At 66.9% G+C, this 15,823-nt stretch carries 15 protein-coding genes; 9 read left to right on the top strand and 6 right to left on the bottom strand.

Annotated elements, in window-relative coordinates:
• The first annotated feature begins 165 nt into the window (after positions 1-165).
• Positions 166-831: an HU family DNA-binding protein gene (locus IC40_RS0116090; protein ID WP_030135728.1), complete on the top strand. Its 666-nt coding sequence runs from the start codon at positions 166-168 to the stop codon at positions 829-831.
• Positions 832-903: 72 nt separating this feature from the next.
• Here IC40_RS0116090 and mutT1 read toward each other — a convergent pair whose 3' ends face one another.
• The 3 genes from mutT1 to cofC are packed head-to-tail and all read right to left on the bottom strand — an operon-like array spanning position 904 to position 4,726.
• Positions 904-1,818: an 8-oxo-(d)GTP phosphatase MutT1 gene (mutT1, locus tag IC40_RS0116085; RefSeq protein ID WP_030135727.1), complete on the bottom strand. Its 915-nt coding sequence runs from the start codon at positions 1,816-1,818 to the stop codon at positions 904-906.
• Between the two features lie 38 nt (positions 1,819-1,856).
• A complete protein-coding gene (locus IC40_RS0116080; RefSeq protein WP_030135726.1) occupies positions 1,857-4,022 on the bottom strand; it encodes an RNA degradosome polyphosphate kinase in 2,166 nt (721 codons plus the stop codon).
• Between the two features lie 44 nt (positions 4,023-4,066).
• A complete protein-coding gene (gene cofC, locus IC40_RS0116075) occupies positions 4,067-4,726 on the bottom strand; it encodes a 2-phospho-L-lactate guanylyltransferase (RefSeq protein WP_036462757.1) in 660 nt (219 codons plus the stop codon).
• Between the two features lie 43 nt (positions 4,727-4,769).
• Here cofC and IC40_RS0116070 point away from each other — a divergent pair, with 43 nt between their 5' ends.
• The 3 genes from IC40_RS0116070 to IC40_RS0116060 are packed head-to-tail and all read left to right on the top strand — an operon-like array spanning position 4,770 to position 8,011.
• A complete protein-coding gene (locus IC40_RS0116070) occupies positions 4,770-5,768 on the top strand; it encodes an NAD(P)H-dependent glycerol-3-phosphate dehydrogenase (protein ID WP_030135724.1) in 999 nt (332 codons plus the stop codon).
• A 7-nt stretch (positions 5,769-5,775) separates the two neighbouring features.
• Positions 5,776-6,873 carry a cystathionine gamma-lyase gene (locus IC40_RS0116065; RefSeq protein ID WP_030135723.1) on the top strand — a complete coding sequence of 366 codons (1,098 nt, stop codon included), beginning with the start codon at positions 5,776-5,778 and terminating at the stop codon, positions 6,871-6,873.
• Positions 6,874-6,913: 40 nt separating this feature from the next.
• The gene (locus IC40_RS0116060) at positions 6,914-8,011 is read left to right on the top strand and encodes a D-alanine--D-alanine ligase family protein (protein WP_030135722.1); all 1,098 of its coding nucleotides are present in this window, start codon (positions 6,914-6,916) and stop codon (positions 8,009-8,011) included.
• Here the strand turns inward: IC40_RS0116060 and IC40_RS0116055 are convergent, their stop codons facing one another.
• Both IC40_RS0116055 and IC40_RS0116050 read right to left on the bottom strand, forming a co-directional pair.
• On the bottom strand, positions 8,012-8,554 hold the full coding sequence (locus IC40_RS0116055) for a DUF3515 domain-containing protein (protein ID WP_030135721.1): 543 nt from the start codon (positions 8,552-8,554) through the stop codon (positions 8,012-8,014).
• A 10-nt stretch (positions 8,555-8,564) separates the two neighbouring features.
• The gene (locus tag IC40_RS0116050; RefSeq protein ID WP_030135720.1) at positions 8,565-8,807 is read right to left on the bottom strand and encodes an Lrp/AsnC ligand binding domain-containing protein; all 243 of its coding nucleotides are present in this window, start codon (positions 8,805-8,807) and stop codon (positions 8,565-8,567) included.
• A gap of 97 nt (positions 8,808-8,904) precedes the next feature.
• Here IC40_RS0116050 and IC40_RS0116045 point away from each other — a divergent pair, with 97 nt between their 5' ends.
• Both IC40_RS0116045 and IC40_RS0116040 read left to right on the top strand, forming a co-directional pair.
• Complete coding sequence (locus tag IC40_RS0116045; RefSeq protein WP_030135719.1) at positions 8,905-9,846, top strand: thiamine-phosphate kinase; 942 nt, start codon at positions 8,905-8,907, stop codon at positions 9,844-9,846.
• 27 nt (positions 9,847-9,873) lie between these two features.
• Complete coding sequence (locus IC40_RS0116040; protein WP_030135718.1) at positions 9,874-10,557, top strand: uracil-DNA glycosylase; 684 nt, start codon at positions 9,874-9,876, stop codon at positions 10,555-10,557.
• Positions 10,558-10,636: 79 nt separating this feature from the next.
• Here the strand turns inward: IC40_RS0116040 and rpmB are convergent, their stop codons facing one another.
• Positions 10,637-10,831 (bottom strand): 50S ribosomal protein L28, encoded by a 195-nt coding sequence (gene rpmB, locus IC40_RS0116035; RefSeq protein ID WP_030135717.1) that lies wholly within the window; start codon positions 10,829-10,831, stop codon positions 10,637-10,639.
• Positions 10,832-11,021: 190 nt separating this feature from the next.
• Here rpmB and IC40_RS0116030 point away from each other — a divergent pair, with 190 nt between their 5' ends.
• From IC40_RS0116030 to IC40_RS0116020, 3 genes are read left to right on the top strand one after another with little or no spacing between them, the layout of a single operon-like run.
• Positions 11,022-12,665 (top strand): fatty acid kinase ATP-binding subunit FakA, encoded by a 1,644-nt coding sequence (locus IC40_RS0116030; RefSeq protein ID WP_030135716.1) that lies wholly within the window; start codon positions 11,022-11,024, stop codon positions 12,663-12,665.
• Between the two features lie 2 nt (positions 12,666-12,667).
• On the top strand, positions 12,668-14,896 hold the full coding sequence (recG, locus tag IC40_RS0116025) for an ATP-dependent DNA helicase RecG (protein WP_030135715.1): 2,229 nt from the start codon (positions 12,668-12,670) through the stop codon (positions 14,894-14,896).
• Positions 14,893-15,597, top strand: a complete 705-nt coding sequence (locus tag IC40_RS0116020) for an HNH endonuclease family protein (RefSeq protein WP_030135714.1) — start codon at positions 14,893-14,895, stop codon at positions 15,595-15,597. The genes recG and IC40_RS0116020 overlap by 4 nt, the downstream gene beginning before the upstream one ends.
• The last annotated feature ends 226 nt before the right edge of the window (positions 15,598-15,823 follow it).

Here is a 15,823-nt window from a genome sequence, read left to right as displayed (position 1 = left end):
CGCTTTCTCGAACGCCGGTACCACTACCCAAGTGGGCCAATCGGATTGCCGAATTTCTCTCAGCTACCGCTGAAACTGTGCGTGGCTCTTGGAAATATGCAGCAAATGGGTTTACCGTGTCCTCTAGTCGGTCCAAAGTGGACCACTGGACTTCGGAGGGTTTGCATGAACAAAGCAGAGCTCATCGACGCACTCACAACCAAGTTGGGCACCGATCGTCGACAGGCTACTGCCGCGGTTGAGAACATCGTCGACACCATCGTGCGTGCCGTGCACAAGGGCGAGAGCGTCACCATCACCGGTTTCGGTGTTTTCGAGCAGCGTCGTCGCGCTGCCCGTGTCGCTCGTAACCCGCGCACGGGTGAGACGGTGAAGGTCAAGCCGACGTCGGTTCCGGCCTTCCGTCCCGGAGCGCAGTTCAAGGCGGTTGTTTCTGGCGCGCAGCGGCTCCCGGCCGACGGCCCCGCCGTCAAGCGTGGTGTCGCGGCGGCTCCGGCCAAGCGCGGCGCCGCCAAGAAGGCTGCTCCGGCCAAGCGTGCCGCAGTGAAGAAGGCCGCACCCGCTGCCAAGAAGGCCGCTCCGGCCAAGAAGGCGGCTCCGGCCAAGAAGGCCACCGCTGTGAAGAAGGCGGCTCCGGCCAAGAAGGCCACCGCGGTCAAGAAGGCGGCTCCGGCCAAGAAGACCACCGCCGCGAAGAAGGCTGCACCCGCCGCGAAGAAGGCTGCACCCGCTGCCAAGAAGGCGGCTCCGGCCAAGAAGGCCACTGCCGCCAAGGCTCCGGCCAAGAAGGCTCCGGCCAAGAAGGCTCCCGCGAAGCGCGGTCGTCGCTAAGTCGGAATACCCGTACTGCAAAAGCACCCCAAACCAGCCGGTTTGGGGTGCTTTTGCAGTGCGCAGCGAATCTCAGTCGAGGATGCCCAGCGGACTACCCAGATGGTCGGCCGCAATGGGCCTCCCTGCGACCGACGACAACACCCACGTGCTGCCCTTACGATTTCGCGACTTGTCCGGACGCACGTCCCCACGATCACACCACCAGCTGATCAGATCGGGTATCACGGCTCCCTGTGTGCAGATCACCGGAACACCTCCGGCGCCCGCGATATCGAGCAGTCGGTGCCGAGCGGCCTTGCGATCGTCGGCGTAGGCCTCCTCGGTGAAGGCGGGTTCCAACTCGATCCCGACGCCCAACTCTTGAGCCAGCGGCTCGACCGTCTGGCTGCAGCGCACCCGTGGCGCGGCGTGCACCGCGGTGGCCCCGAATGCAAGCAGTTGCGCCACCAGTGATTCCGCCTGCGCACGGCCGTGCTTGTCCAAGGGGCGCTTGCGGTCATCACCCTTGAACTTCGAGCGCGACCCCGCACGGCCGTGCCGCACGACCAGTACCGTCTCGGTATCGTGCGGTGCTTTGGTGAAACGGCGCAGCACTTTGCGATCGGCCGGATACTGCAGGTGTTTGAGCGCCTGTTTCGGGGGTAGCCAGAGCATCTCGTCGACTTCGTCGGCCGGGCGGAACTTGCCGTCGACGGCCTCGGCCGCCCAATACACGACCCGCTTGGTGGTGTCGCCGATCGGATAGGTGATCACCGACAGCCGTCGTCCGAGCCGTGCGGCGTAACCGGTTTCCTCGCCGATCTCGCGTACCGCGGTGACCGGGTGGGTCTCACCGGGGTCGACTTTTCCCTTGGGCAGGGACCAATCGTCGTACCGCGGACGGTGTACCAGCGCCACCTCGGTGTGCCCGGCGTGATCCCGCCACAACACCGCGCCCGCCGCGTGGACTGTCTTCTTCGTGCGGCGGGTCGGCGCGTCCGACACATCAACTCCTATACGTGGTCATCATCGGGGGGTTCCTGTCACGGCGCACGGTGCCTGGCCATGAGCTCCACTTGGTGATCCCGTACCGTCTGCCCGGGCAGCGGTAACGCGATCCAGCGACCGTCGGCTTGTAGCTCCCAGCACCGGGTCGCCGGATCCATGGTGGACTCGAGCATGTCGTCCAACTGGGCGGTCAGCCGCGGATCCTTCACCTGGGCCATCACTTCCACGCGACGGTCCAGATTACGATGCATCATGTCGGCACTGCCGATCCAGAACTCGTTGATGGCGCGAAAGTGAATAATTCGCGAGTGCTCCAGGAACCGGCCCAGAATGGACCGCACCACGATGTTCTCCGAGAGACCGGGCTGGCCGGGCCGTAGCGCGCAGATTCCGCGCACCACCACCTCGACCCTGACACCGGCCTGTGAGGCGCGGTAGAGGGCATCGATCACCTGCTCGTCGACCAACGCGTTGGCCTTCAACCGGATTTGGCCCCGGCCGTTCTCCTGATGTGCCGCTGTCTCCTGCTCGATGCGCCGGATGATTCCCTTGCGCACACTATGGGGTGCCACCAACAGATTGCGATAGGCAACCTTGCGGGAGTAACCGGTGAGCGAGTTGAACAGATCGGTCAGATCCGCACCGATATCGGGGGAGGCCGTCAACAACCCCACATCTTCGTACAACCGTGCAGTTTTCGGGTTGTAGTTGCCGGTACCGATATGGCAGTAGCGACGAATGGTCGAACCTTCCCGCCGCACCACCAGAGCTGTCTTGCAGTGTGTTTTCAGTCCGATCAAGCCATAGACCACGTGGACACCCGCCTGTTCCAAGGCGCGGGCCCATTTGATGTTGGCTTGTTCGTCGAAGCGCGCCTTGATCTCCACCAAGGCCACGACCTGCTTTCCTGCCTCGGCCGCGTCGATGAGGGCATTGACGATCGGTGAGTCGCCGGAGGTCCGGTACAACGTCTGCTTGATGGCCAGCACGTTCGGATCGGCCGCAGCCTGCTCGATGAATCGTTGCACCGTGGTGGAGAACGAGTCGTAGGGGTGGTGCACCATCACATCACCGTCGCGCAGCGTCGAGAAGATGCTCTTGGGAGTCTCGCGCTCACCGAAGGCCGCGGGCGTGGCGGGGACGAACGGGCGGTCCTTCAGATCGGGGCGGTCGACACCGTAGATCTGCCACAGTGACGAAAGGTCCAGCAGTCCTGGCACCTCGATAACGTCACCGGGGTGCACGTCGAGCTCGCGCAACAACAGCTCGAGCATGTTCTCGGTCATATCGTCGGCGACCTCGAGGCGGACCGGCGAACCGAAGCGCCTGCGCGCCAGCTCACGTTCCAACGCCTGCAACAGGTCTTCGTCCCGATCCTCGGCCACTTCGAAATCGGCGTTGCGGGTGATCCGGAACGCGTGCTGCTCCACGATGTCCAGGCCGGGGAACAGCACCGAGAGAAACGCGCCGATCAGTTCCTCGAGGGGCAGGAACCGGATGGGCCCCTGCGCGCCGTCGCCGTCGGCGCGCCGCGGCAATTCGACAAAGCGGTCGACGTTGTCGGGCACCTTGATTCGGGCGAAGTGCTGGGTGCCGTCGTCGGGCTGGCGGACAGTGATCGCGAGATTGAGGCTCAGACCACTGACGAAGGGAAAGGGATGGGCCGGGTCGACGGCGAGCGGGGTGAGGACCGGGAAAACCTGCTCGTGGAAGTAGGTCGACAGGGTGGCCCGTTCGTCTTCACCGAGGTCCGCCCAGCTGACGATCACTATTCCCTTCTCGGCCAGTGCCGGTCGCACCGCTTCGAGGAATACCTGGGCGTGCCTGCTGGAGATCTGCTGGGTGCGTTCCCCGATGCGGCGCAGTTGCTCGCGCGGGGACAGACCGTCGGCGGAGCGCACCGAGAGGCCCATCTCATCGCGCCGCTTCAACCCCGCGACCCGCACCATGTAGAACTCGTCGAGATTCGACGAGAAGATGGCCAAAAATTTCGCGCGTTCGAGCAGTGGCAGCGAGTTGTCGGCGGCCAACGCCAGCACCCGGGCGTTGAAGTCCAGCCAGCTCAGCTCGCGATTGAGATAACGGTCTTCTGGCAGGCTGTCGTCGATCGCCGCTGCCGACGCGGCCGGTGGCGCGTCGGGCGCCGAGTCGGGAGTTTCGGCGATCGTTCGATCGGCTGCGGATGTCTCGACTTCGGTCATTGTTCGATCATCGCCTATCCCCATCGCTCATTCCAGTAGTGCGGTCAGCTCTGGCAGCCGGTGGGGCACAGCCCTCCGACGACCAGTCTGGTGGCTGGGCCGACCCCGAGCGTCAACGCCGCCGTCAGGTCGTCCGGGGTGTCGATATCGCACCGCAATCCCGGCCAGTCGCCCTGCAGTTCGTGGGCGCCCGAATCGGCATGGTGGCGCGTGGATTCCGCACCGAAACGCGGATCGAGCGGTACGCCGAAGGCGAACAGTGCGGCCGTTCCGGTGCCGTGCCGATCACCGACGAAACTCCGCCGGTGATGCTGTGCCAGCGCGACCGCCTCGGACAGTTCGGCGGATCGCAGAGCGGGAAGATCACCCTGGAGCACAACGATATTGGACGCACCGATGGCGGCCTCGGCCGCGGTCAGCGCATTGTTCAGCGGATCGGGATGGTCGGCAGGGGTCGGGTCGGCCACCGCGGTGGCGCCCAGTGCACGCGCAGCGGCAGCGGCGGCGCGGTCGGGTGTGACGACGGTGACGGAACTCACCGCGGGTACCGCGGCGGCGGCATGCACGGTGTCGGTCAGCATCGCCAGCACCAGCTGTTCGCGGGCGTCGGCAGGCAGGACCGGGGACAGCCGACTCTTGGCCGCGGTCAATCGCTTCACCGCGATCACCACGGCGACCTGCGACCCCGCGCCGGCGACACTCATACCGCCATCCTGCCAGCTTCGGTGCAACGACTAGGGTTGAGTCGTGGTCGAAGCCGCTGTGATGGGTGCCGGTGCATGGGGAACAGCGCTGGCCAAGGTGCTGGCAGACGCGGGTAATGGGGTTCGGTTGTGGACCAGGCGCCCCGAATTGGCCGCGCAGATCAATGCGACGCATCGCAATCCGGACTATCTCGGAGATGTGGCCCTGCCCGGTTCGATCAGGGCCACCGGTGATCCGGCCGAGGCCCTCGACGGAGCGTGCACGGTGTTGCTCGGGGTGCCCTCGCAGACCTTGCGCACCAATCTCACCGACTGGAACCAGCTGATCGGTGATGACGCGACCCTGGTGAGTCTGGCCAAGGGGATCGAGTTGGATTCCCTGATGCGGATGAGCCAGGTGATCGTCGCGGTGACCGGTGCGGATCCGTCCCGGGTGGCGGTGGTGACCGGGCCGAACCTGGCCAAGGAGGTTGCCGACGAGCAGCCGGCAGCGACCGTTGTGGCGTGTGCCGATTCCGGTCGCGCAGTCGCCCTGCAGCGGGCCCTGTCGACGGCGTACTTCCGTCCGTACACCAACTCCGATGTGGTCGGTGCCGAGATCGGCGGCGCCTGCAAGAACGTCATCGCGCTGGCCTGTGGGATGGCTGCCGGTGCCGGGCTCGGCGAGAACACCTCCGCGGCGATCATCACGAGGGGACTGGCGGAGATCATGCGCCTGGGAATCGCGTTGGGCGCCAAAGGTGCAACGCTCGCCGGATTGGCCGGCGTCGGTGATCTGGTGGCCACCTGCACCTCGCCACAGTCGCGGAACCGAAGTTTCGGAGAGCGGTTGGGGCGGGGCGGTTCGATGGAGTCGGCACTGCAGGCAGTGCAAGGCCATGTCGCCGAAGGGGCGACCTCGTGCCAATCGGTGCTCGCCCTGGCCTCCAGCTATGACGTCGAGATGCCATTGACCGATGCGGTCTACCGCGTGTGTCATCAGGGTCTGTCGGTGGAACAGGCCGTGATGTTGTTGTTGGGTCGCAGCACCAAACCCGAGTAGGACGCCCATGGATTACGGAGACTCCACCCGCAGCGTCAAAGCTGTTGGTCACCAAGGGATTCCAGGTTCACCGGTGGCCCCGGTGCCGGTACCGGCATCGGCATACCACCTGTCCGCGGACGAGTCGGCCCCCTTGGATACCTATGGACGGGCCTCGAATCCGACGTGGCGCGGCCTGGAATCGGGGCTCGCCGAGCTCGAGGGCGCGACCTGGGCGCTCGCGTTCGGGTCCGGCATGGGTGCGATCAGCGCCGTCCTGCGGGTGCTGGCCATGCCGCAGGCGACTCTGGTGGTACCGGCCGACGGCTACTACCAGGTGCGTCGTTACGCCACGGAATACCTTGCCCCGCGCGGAGTCACCGTCATCGAAGCCACTGCCGCGCAGATGTGTGAGGCGGCGGGCGGCGCCGATGTCGTGCTGGCCGAAACACCGGTCAATCCGACGCTCGACGTCGTCGACCTGCATCGGCTGGCGGCAATCTGCCGGTCCCGCGGCGCCACGCTGATCGTCGACAACACCGCAGCCACACCGTTCGGTGTGCAGCCGCTGTCGCTGGGCGCCGACCTCGTCGTGGCCAGTGCCACCAAGGCACTGTCCGGACACAGCGACCTGCTGGCCGGGTATGTCGCGGGCTGCCATCCGGAGCTGATGGCGAGAATCGAGCGCGACCGGTTGCTCGCAGGCCCGGTGCTCGGGGCCTTCGAGGCCTGGCTGGCATTGCGCAGTCTGGGCAGTGCGGGACTGCGCATCGACCGGCAGTGCCGCAATGCCCAGGCCGTTGCGTTGATGCTGCGCGATCATCCGGCGGTGCGTTCGGTGCGTTATCCGGGCCTGCCCGACGATCCGTCACACGCCGTCGCCGTCGAGCAGATGCGGCGATTCGGTTCTCTGGTGGCCGTGGAATTGGCCGATGCTGCCGCCGTCCACGGTCTGGTCGAACGCAGCGAGCTGTTGGTGGCCGCGACGAGTTTCGGTGGACTGCACACCTGCGTGGATCGCCGGGCCCGTTGGGGCGATCCGGTCGGGGACGGGTTCGCACGCATCTCGCTGGGCATCGAGGACACCGACGATATCGTCGCCGACATCGAGCGCGCGCTCACCTGAGACGCCGACCCCGACCGGGAGCCGGTAGCCTCTGCAGGTTGTGAGTGCCCGTACCCGAGTCGCCGTCGTCTATGGCGGACGCAGCTCCGAGCACGGGATTTCCTGTGTTTCAGCAGGCAGCATCCTGCGCAATCTCGATCCGGAACGCTTCGAGGTGGTCGCCGTCGGCATCACTCCGGATGGTTCGTGGGTGTTGACCGACGGCAGGCCCGAGACGTTGGCCATCACCGGCGGCCGGTTGCCCGCCGTTGCCGACGGCACCGCGCTCGCGTTGACCGCGGACCCGGTGCGCCGCGGTGAGCTGTTGTCCCTCGGCGAGGGGGCCGGTGCCGTGTTGGCCGCCGTCGACGTCGTCTTTCCGGTACTGCACGGTCCGTACGGCGAGGACGGCACCATCCAGGGCCTGCTGGAGCTCGCCGGGGTGCCCTACGTCGGAGCCGGAGTGCTGGCCAGCGCCACCGGGATGGACAAGGAATTCACCAAGAAACTCCTCGTCGCCGACGGCCTGCCGATCGGGGACCACGTCGTACTGCGGCCTCACCAGCAGACCGTGAGCCTCGATGATCGTGAGCGGCTTGGCCTTCCGGTCTTCGTGAAGCCCGCGCGCGGAGGCTCGTCGATCGGGGTGAGCCGGGTGACGGCGTGGGATCAATTGCCCGAGGCGATCGCCGAGGCGCGCCGCCACGATCCGAAGGTGATCGTCGAGGCGGCCATCATCGGCCGCGAGGTCGAATGCGGTGTACTCGAATTCCCCGACGGCCGCGTCGAGGCCAGCGAGATCGGTGAGATCCGGGTCGCCGGGGTGCGCGATCGTGAGGACACTTTCTACGACTTCGCCACCAAGTATCTGGAGGATGCGGCCGAGCTCGACGTGCCGGCCAAGGTCGACGACGAGGTGGCCGAGGCCCTGCGCGCCCTGGCCATCCGGGCGTTCCGGGCCATCGACTGTCAGGGGCTGGCGCGGGTCGATTTCTTCCTCACCGAGAACGGTCCGGTGATCAACGAGATCAACACGATGCCGGGCTTCACCACCATCTCGATGTATCCGCGGATGTGGGCGGCCAGCGGGTTGGATTACCCGACGCTGCTGGCAACCATGGTCGAGACCGCGGTCGCGCGCGGCACCGGCCTGCGCTGATCAGCGCGCCGGAGCCGGATCGGGCTGCTGGGCGGGCATGGTCCGCGCTATCGCCTTGGAGATGAGCTGGATCGGCGTCGGGCCCGAGCCCGACGGCAGCGTCAACGCGACATAGGTCGGGCGATCGACGGCGAACCACGTGCTCACCCCGTCCTGGCTGACCTCGAACCACTGGACGTCGTCGACCACCTGCACCGGCGTGCCAACCCGGAAGTCGACCGGTCGTTCCAGCCCGCACCGCATGATGACCGGATCCGTCGACGGCTCGGCGCGCCATGCCGCCGCCCCGGCAGGCACGGGTTCGACGGCTTGGGCGCGCCGGTAGTCGCCGAGCTGCTCGGGCAACGCCTCCATCAGGGCGACGCATTCGGCGGACTCTGCCTGCGGTGCCGGCGCCGCGGCGATCGCCACCGGCTTCTCTTCCGGCGCCGCCTGTCTGGTGGCCGCGAAGGTCAGTAGCACGATCACGGCGGCGACGGCGACGCCGACGGCGGCGATGATCAGCGAGCGGGGTGGGCCGTCGTGGTCGTCGGGGTCACTCACAGCGGTAACTCTATGGCTGTGCGCCCGCGGCGATCGGACAGGTCAGGGTCCGGGTGATCCCGGCCACTTGTTGGACCCGGTCGACCACGCCGCGCTGCAGCTCGTCCTGGCTGTCCGCGCCGATGCGCGCCACCACGTCATACGGACCGGTGACATACTCGGCCGAGATCACACCGTTCAGACCGCTCAGCTGCTTGGCGACGACCTCGGCGCGACCCACCTCGGTCTGTATCAGCATGAACGCCTCCACCACGGCCGTGGCCCTCCGTTTCCCTAGACTCAAGCAGGCAACAAACGTACCGCAGGTGGCGCCGTGGAACAGGGCGCCGAACTTCAGGCAGGACGGTGAGATGACCGACAACGGGCCGACTCTGGCACAGGTCGGCGAGTTCGGGGTGATCGACCGGCTGGTCGCCGACCGGCGCCAACCACCCGCGGTGACGCTGGGCCCCGGCGACGACGCCGCTGTGCTGCATGGTGCGACCGCGGTGAGCACCGACATGCTGGTGCAGGGTCGGCATTTCCGACTGGACTGGTCGCGGCCACACGATATCGGCCGCAAGGCGATCGCGCAGAACGCCGCCGATATCGAGGCGATGGGCGCGGTGCCGACGGCGTTCGTCGTCGCCTTCGCCGCTCCGCCGGACACTCCGGCCGCTGCCGCGCAGCAGCTTTCCGATGGCATGTGGGTGGAGGCGCTGCGGTGCGGTGGTGGTATCGCCGGCGGTGATCTGGTCAGCGCGCCGCTGTGGGTGATCTCGGTCACCGCGCTCGGCGACCTCGACGGCCGCGAGCCGGTGCGCCGCGATACCGCAGGTCCGGGACAAAAGGTGGCCGTGATCGGTGATCTCGGAACCTCTGCAGCCGGATATACGTTGTGGGACAACGGCATCGACGACCATCATGAGCTGCGGGATGCCCACCTCGTGCCGCGGCCGCCGTACGGGCAGGGTCGGGTCGCCGCCGAGGCGGGGGCCACCGCCATGACCGATATCTCCGACGGGCTGCTGGCGGATCTGGGCCATATCGCCGGCGCATCCGGTGTCGGCATCGCATTGTCGCGGGAGGCGCTGAGCGCCGATCACGACCGGGTGGCGGCCGCCGCGGCGGCGGCCGGACGGGACGGTTGGGAGTGGGTGCTCGGCGGCGGTGAGGAACACGCCCTGGCCGCGGTGTTCGACGGACCCGTGCCGGCGGGGTGGCGCGTCATCGGTGAGACGACCGACGGACCGCCGGCGGTATCGGTCGACGGCCTGCCGTGGCATGCAAGTGCGGGCTGGCAGTCCTACTGATGGGCTGACACGCTAGTTTTGGGCCTCGTGACACCACGCCCCCTGACAGATCTGGTCGAACCCGGTTGGGCGCGTGCGCTCGAGCCGGTGGCCCCGAAGGTGACCGAACTCGGCGAGTTCCTGCGTGCCGAATTGGCGGCCGGCCACCAATACCTGCCACCGGGGGAGAACGTCCTGCGGGCGTTCACCTTTCCGTTCGACGCGGTTCGGGTGCTCATCGTCGGCCAGGACCCGTACCCCACGCCGGGGCACGCCGTGGGCCTGAGTTTCTCGGTGGCCCCCGATGTCCGGCCGGTGCCGCGCAGCCTGGTGAACATCTTCACCGAGTACGGCTCCGATCTCGGTTATCCGGCGCCCGCCAACGGAGATCTGAGCCCGTGGGCCGAGCAGGGCGTGATGCTGCTGAACAGGGTGCTGACGGTGCGTCCCGGCGCACCGGCCTCCCATCGTGGGAAGGGCTGGGAGGCGGTCACCGAATGTGCCATCCGGGCGTTGGTGGCGCGACCGCAGCCGCTGGTCGCGATCCTGTGGGGCCGCGATGCGGGCACCCTGAAGCCACTGCTGGTGGAGGGTGGTTGCGCGGTGATCGAGTCGGTGCACCCGTCACCGCTGTCGGCGTCACGGGGGTTCTTCGGTTCCAAACCGTTCAGTCGCACCAACGAGCTGCTGACCCAGCTGGGCGCCGATCCGGTGGACTGGCGACTGCCATAGCGGTGGTGGTGTGCAGACACGACATCGTCCCACCGCGTCGGGGACGCGATGGGACGACGGATCGAGTTGGGGTGCGGAACTAACCGCGGGTGACCTTGCCGGCCTTCAGGCAGGAGGTGCAGACGTTCACGCGCTGCTTGTTGCCACCCGGGCGCGCCACGGCGCGCACCGACTGGATGTTCGGGTTCCACCGACGACTGGTCCGGCGATGGGAGTGTGAAACCGACTTACCGAAGCCGGGGCCCTTTCCGCAGACATCGCACACGGCAGCCATGTGTAGAACTCCTCGTAATCAGTACTTGATGGGTCAACAACCGGGAGGGTGACCCGACAACCTGACCAGGATACCGGCCTCGGGAACGGATCTCCAAAACGCTGTCCACAACCTGTGCAGATCATCGGCCCTGTCAGCGGCGATGACTATTCTGGTCGGCACGGTTCGGTGTGTTGTTCGGGAGGTGTAGATGGCGGCTGCGCGGGTCGACGCATCGGCGTTGCGGCGTTGGGCCCACACCGCCGTCGCGCACCTGATCACCCATACCGACGAGATCAACCGCCTCAATGTCTTCCCGGTGGCCGACTCCGATACCGGCACCAACATGCTGTTCACCATGCGAGCCGCGGTCGCAGGCACCGAGGGCCGCGACGACCTGGACCTGGTGGGCCTGGCGGGCCTGCTCGCCGACGGCGCGCTGCGGGGCGCTCGCGGGAACTCGGGGGTGATCCTGTCGCAGATCCTGCGTGGTCTCGCCGATGTCACGGCCGAGGGTGGTCTCACCGAGATCGACGGACCTGCCTTCGCGATGGCGCTACGTCGCGCCGAGACGTTGGTCGTCGAGTCGATGGGGCAGGCGGTACCGGGAACCATCGTCTCGGTGCTGTCCGCCGCGGCGGACGCCGCAGAACAGCGCACAGCGGCGGAAGCCGCAGAACAGCGCACAGCGGCGGGCGCGGCGGAAGGGCACGCAGCGTCGGAGATCGCCGATGTGGTCGCCGCCAGCGCCGGTGCGGCGAGCGTCGCGTTGGATCGCACCACCGGTCAACTCGACGTGCTGGCCGAGGCGGGCGTGGTGGACGCCGGTGGTCGGGGGCTGCTGGTACTGCTTGACGCGATGACCGCCATCCTCTCGGGGACCGCTCCCGCCCGTGACACCTACCGACCCGCCACCATGGCGGAGCCGGCGCACACCGATCCGGCACCGCCGCGGTTCGAGGTGATGTATCTGCTGACCGGTTCGACGGCGGAGGCCATCGACACGTTGCGCGCCGCCCTGGACACGCTGGGGGATTCGGTGGCCATCACTGCCGGGCGCACCGGTGCGCACTCGGTGCACGTGCATACCGATGACGCAGGCGCAGCCGTGGAAGCCGGCCTGGCGGCCGGTATGCCCAGCGGTATCCAGGTGACGCTGCTGACCGGTGCGCGCCCGGTCGCCGCGGGAAGTCAGGACCGTGCGGTGCTCGCCGTCGTCGACGGTGACGGCGCGGCAACGCTGTTCGGCGATGAGGGTGCCCGGGTGCTCCGGCCCGAGGACGGCCGTCCGATCAGCGCCCAACAGTTGCTGCGGGCCCTCGTCGAGTCCGATGCCGCGCAGATCATGTTGTTGCCCAACGGATTCATCGCCGCCGAAGAACTGGTTGCGGGTTGCACCGCGGCAACGGGTTGGGGTATCGATGTCGTCCCCGTCCCGACGGCGTCCATGGTGCAGGGGCTGGCGGCATTGGCGGTGCACGATATCGCCCGCCACGGCGTGGACGATGCTTACACCATGGCTCGCGCGGCCGCCGGTGCGCGGCACGGGTCGGTGCGGATCGCCACCGAGGATGCGTTGACCTGGGCCGGTTCCTGCAAGATCGGCGACGGTCTCGGCATCACCGGGGATGAGGTGCTGATCGTCGGCCGAGATGTGGTGGCCGCCGCAGCCGGGCTCATCGATCTGTTGTTGGCATCCGGCGGCGAACTGGTGACGATACTGATCGGCGCCGGTGTCGACGACGGGGTGGGTGACCGGCTCCGTGAACACGTCCGCCGCCGGCATCTGGGCGCGGAATTGGTCAGCTACCGCACCGATCACGACGGTGACGCACTGTTGATCGGGGTGGAGTAGTCGTGGTCGCTCTGTCAGACCTGTTGTCCCACGTTCTCGGGACCAAGGCCGCCACCTCGCTGGAAGAGGCGTTCGGACTGCGCACCGTCAACGACCTGCTGCGGCACTATCCGCGCAAGTACAGCGACGGTATCAACGTCCGCGAGGAGGGTGAGCAGATCGAACTCGAGGAGGGTACCCATGTGACCTTCGTCGACACCATCACCAAAACCGATGTGCGGCCCATGAAATCGCAACACGGCAAGCGGCAGCGCAAGCTGCTGCGGGTCACTCTCGGCGACCGGAATCCGCCGATCACCGCGACCTTCTTCAACGCCGACTATCTGATCAACAACCTGGTCGAGGGCACCCGGGTGATGCTCTCCGGCGAGATCGGATACTTCCGCAACACCGTGCAGCTGTCACACCCGGCGTTCCTGATCATCGACTCGCCCACCGGGCGGACGATTGGCACGCGGTCGTTCGCAAAGATCGCCGAGGCATCGGGACAGTCCGGGGACGATGTGCTGGCGGCATTCGAGAAGGACTTCTTCCCGATCTACCCGGCCACCAAGAAACTGCAGAGCTGGGACATATACGCCTGTATCAAACAGGTGCTCGCTGTCCTTGATCCCGTTCCTGAGCTGCTGCCCGAATCGATACTCGACCGGTGGGATCTGATTTCCGAGGATGCCGCGCTGCGTGCGGTGCACCTCGCCGAGAATGCGGCCGAGCGTGCCGCCGCCCACGAGCGGCTGACCTATGACGAAGCCGTCGGCCTGCAGTGGGCGCTGGTGTCACGACGCTACGGCGAGCTGGGTGAGACCGGACCGTCGGCCCCGGTCCGCGGTGATGGTCTACTGGCCGCCCTGCACAAGCAGTTGCCCTTCGAACTCACCGGCGGGCAGCGCGAGGTCCTTGGCGTCATCTCCGATGAGTTGGCCGGGACGCGGCCGATGAACCGGATGCTGCAGGGTGAGGTCGGATCGGGTAAGACCATCGTCTCGGTCCTGGCCATGCTGCAGATGGTCGACGCGGGAATGCAGTGCGCGTTGCTGGCGCCCACCGAAGTTCTTGCTGCGCAGCATTATCGGTCGATCCGTGATGTTCTCGGACCATTGGCCATGGCCGGTGAACTGGGTGCCGCCGACGACGCGACCGGGGTCGCCCTGCTGACCGGCTCGATGTCCGCGCAGCAGAAGCGGCAGGCCCGTGATCAGATCGCGTCAGGAACGGCCGGGATCGTGATCGGCACCCACGCTCTGATCCAGGAGTCGGTCGAGTTCTCCCGGCTCGGCATGGTGGTGGTCGACGAACAACACAGGTTCGGTGTCGAGCAGCGAGATCGATTGCGGGCCAAGGCCACCGGAGGTATCACGCCGCACCTGTTGGTGATGACGGCCACCCCGATCCCGCGCACGATAGCGCTGACCGTATTCGGGGATCTGGAGACCTCCACCCTTCGGGAACTGCCGCGCGGCCGGCAGCCGATCGCCAGCAATGTCATCTTCGCCAGGGACAAGCCGGCATGGCTGGACAGGGCATGGGCGCGGATCACCGAGGAGGTCGCGGCCGGCCGGCAGGCGTACGTGGTCGCCTCGCGAATCGACGAGGAGCCCGACAAGAAGAACGCCTATGAGCATGGTCCGCCGCCGATCACGGTGCTGCAGATGCTGGACCGGTTACGTAGTGGTCCGCTGGCGGGCCTGCGCCTGGGCCTCATGCACGGTCGACTGTCCGGCGAGGAGAAGGATGCGGTGATGTCGGCGTTCCGCGCCGGCGAGATCGATGTACTGGTGTGCACCACCGTGATCGAGGTCGGCGTCGACGTGCCCAACTCCACCATGATGGTGATCATGGATGCCGATCGCTTCGGCATCAGCCAGTTGCATCAGCTGCGCGGTCGTATCGGGCGCGGCAAGCACCCGAGCCTGTGCCTGCTGGTGACCCGCATGCCGGAGAGCTCCAAGGCGGCCGAGCGGCTGCGTGCGGTCGCCGGAACCCTCGACGGTTTCGCGTTGGCCGACCTTGATCTGCAGGAGCGTCAGGAAGGTGACGTGCTGGGCTATAACCAGTCCGGCCGACTCACCACGCTACGTTTCCTGTCGCTGGCCGAGCATCTCGACATCATCCAGGAGGCCCGTGGCTTCTGTGAACAGGCGTATCTGGACAACCCCGCCCAGGGCGGACTCGCGGTGCTGGCGGCCCCGTTCTCCGACACCGATCGCGTTCAGTATCTGGACAAGTCGTGAAGCGGGTCGCGTTGCTCGCCGCGGGCGTCGCGCTCACCGTGCTGGTCGCCGTGCAGGTCAGTATCGAACCGGGCACGGACTCTTCTCGTTTCGTCGCCGGGGCAGATGCGCCGACGGTGGCCGTGGGTGCCGATATCCTGGCGGGCGTACCCGAGATTCCCTCGCGGGTGCGCGGACACGATTACCGCCGCGACGCCTTCGGCGAGTCCTGGGATGACGACAACGACGCGCCGGGTGGGCGCAACGGTTGCGACACCCGCAACGACATCCTCGATCGTGATCTGACCGAGAAGTCCTATGTCTCGATCAAGCGCTGCCCGACGGCGGTGGCTACCGGCACGTTGGTCGATCCGTACACCGACGAGACCATCGCGTTCGTCCGTGGCAACCAGATCGGCGCCTCGGTGCAGATCGATCACATCGTGCCGTTGGCGCTGGCCTGGGATCTCGGTGCCAGGAACTGGCCGGATGATCTGCGACTGCGGTTCGCCAACGACCCCGCGAATCTGATCGCCGTGGCCGGCGGTGCCAACCAGGACAAGGGGGACAGCGAACCGGCGGCGTGGATGCCGCCCAACCGCGCGTTCTGGTGCCAGTACGCGGTGCAGTTCGCCGAGGTTCTGCGTGGTTACCGGCTACCCGTCGATATGCCCTCGGCTCAGGTGTTGCGCGAGGCGGCGGCAACCTGCCCCACCGGCTAGGTCGTGCCGGTTTCGGGTGGCCGAAACACACCGTCAGGTGTCGCGACAAACATTCTCAGGAACCTCGCCTGTCTCGTTCGGTTGTCCAAATTCAGTAGCACGGGCTCCCAAAGTTGTTGTTGTAGAACACCTTTGAAACACCCCAGGTTGCGTACCGGAGCGGCCTGGGCTAACCTCGTCTGCAGCGAAGGGGAGTAGCCCCCAATCGGATGATCGACATACTGGA

The sequence above is a fragment of the Mycolicibacterium neoaurum ATCC 25795 genome (genome assembly GCF_000691525.1).
Taxonomy (GTDB): domain Bacteria; phylum Actinomycetota; class Actinomycetes; order Mycobacteriales; family Mycobacteriaceae; genus Mycobacterium; species Mycobacterium neoaurum.
The sequence above is the reverse complement of the archived record's forward strand: the minus strand, read 5'-3'. Positions and strand labels throughout refer to the sequence as shown.

Bases quoted from the DNA above. Each gene is read 5' to 3' on its own strand.
- IC40_RS0116090 (WP_030135728.1), top strand. From the start codon at position 166: ATGAACAAAGCAGAGCTCATCGACGCACTCACAACCAAGTTGGGCACC.
- IC40_RS0116080 (WP_030135726.1), bottom strand. From the start codon at position 4,022: ATGACCGAAGTCGAGACATCCGCAGCCGATCGAACGATCGCCGAAACT.
- cofC (WP_036462757.1), bottom strand. From the start codon at position 4,726: ATGAGTGTCGCCGGCGCGGGGTCGCAGGTCGCCGTGGTGATCGCGGTG.
- IC40_RS0116065 (WP_030135723.1), top strand. From the start codon at position 5,776: ATGGATTACGGAGACTCCACCCGCAGCGTCAAAGCTGTTGGTCACCAA.
- IC40_RS0116045 (WP_030135719.1), top strand. From the start codon at position 8,905: ATGACCGACAACGGGCCGACTCTGGCACAGGTCGGCGAGTTCGGGGTG.
- rpmB (WP_030135717.1), bottom strand. From the start codon at position 10,831: ATGGCTGCCGTGTGCGATGTCTGCGGAAAGGGCCCCGGCTTCGGTAAG.
- IC40_RS0116030 (WP_030135716.1), top strand. From the start codon at position 11,022: ATGGCGGCTGCGCGGGTCGACGCATCGGCGTTGCGGCGTTGGGCCCAC.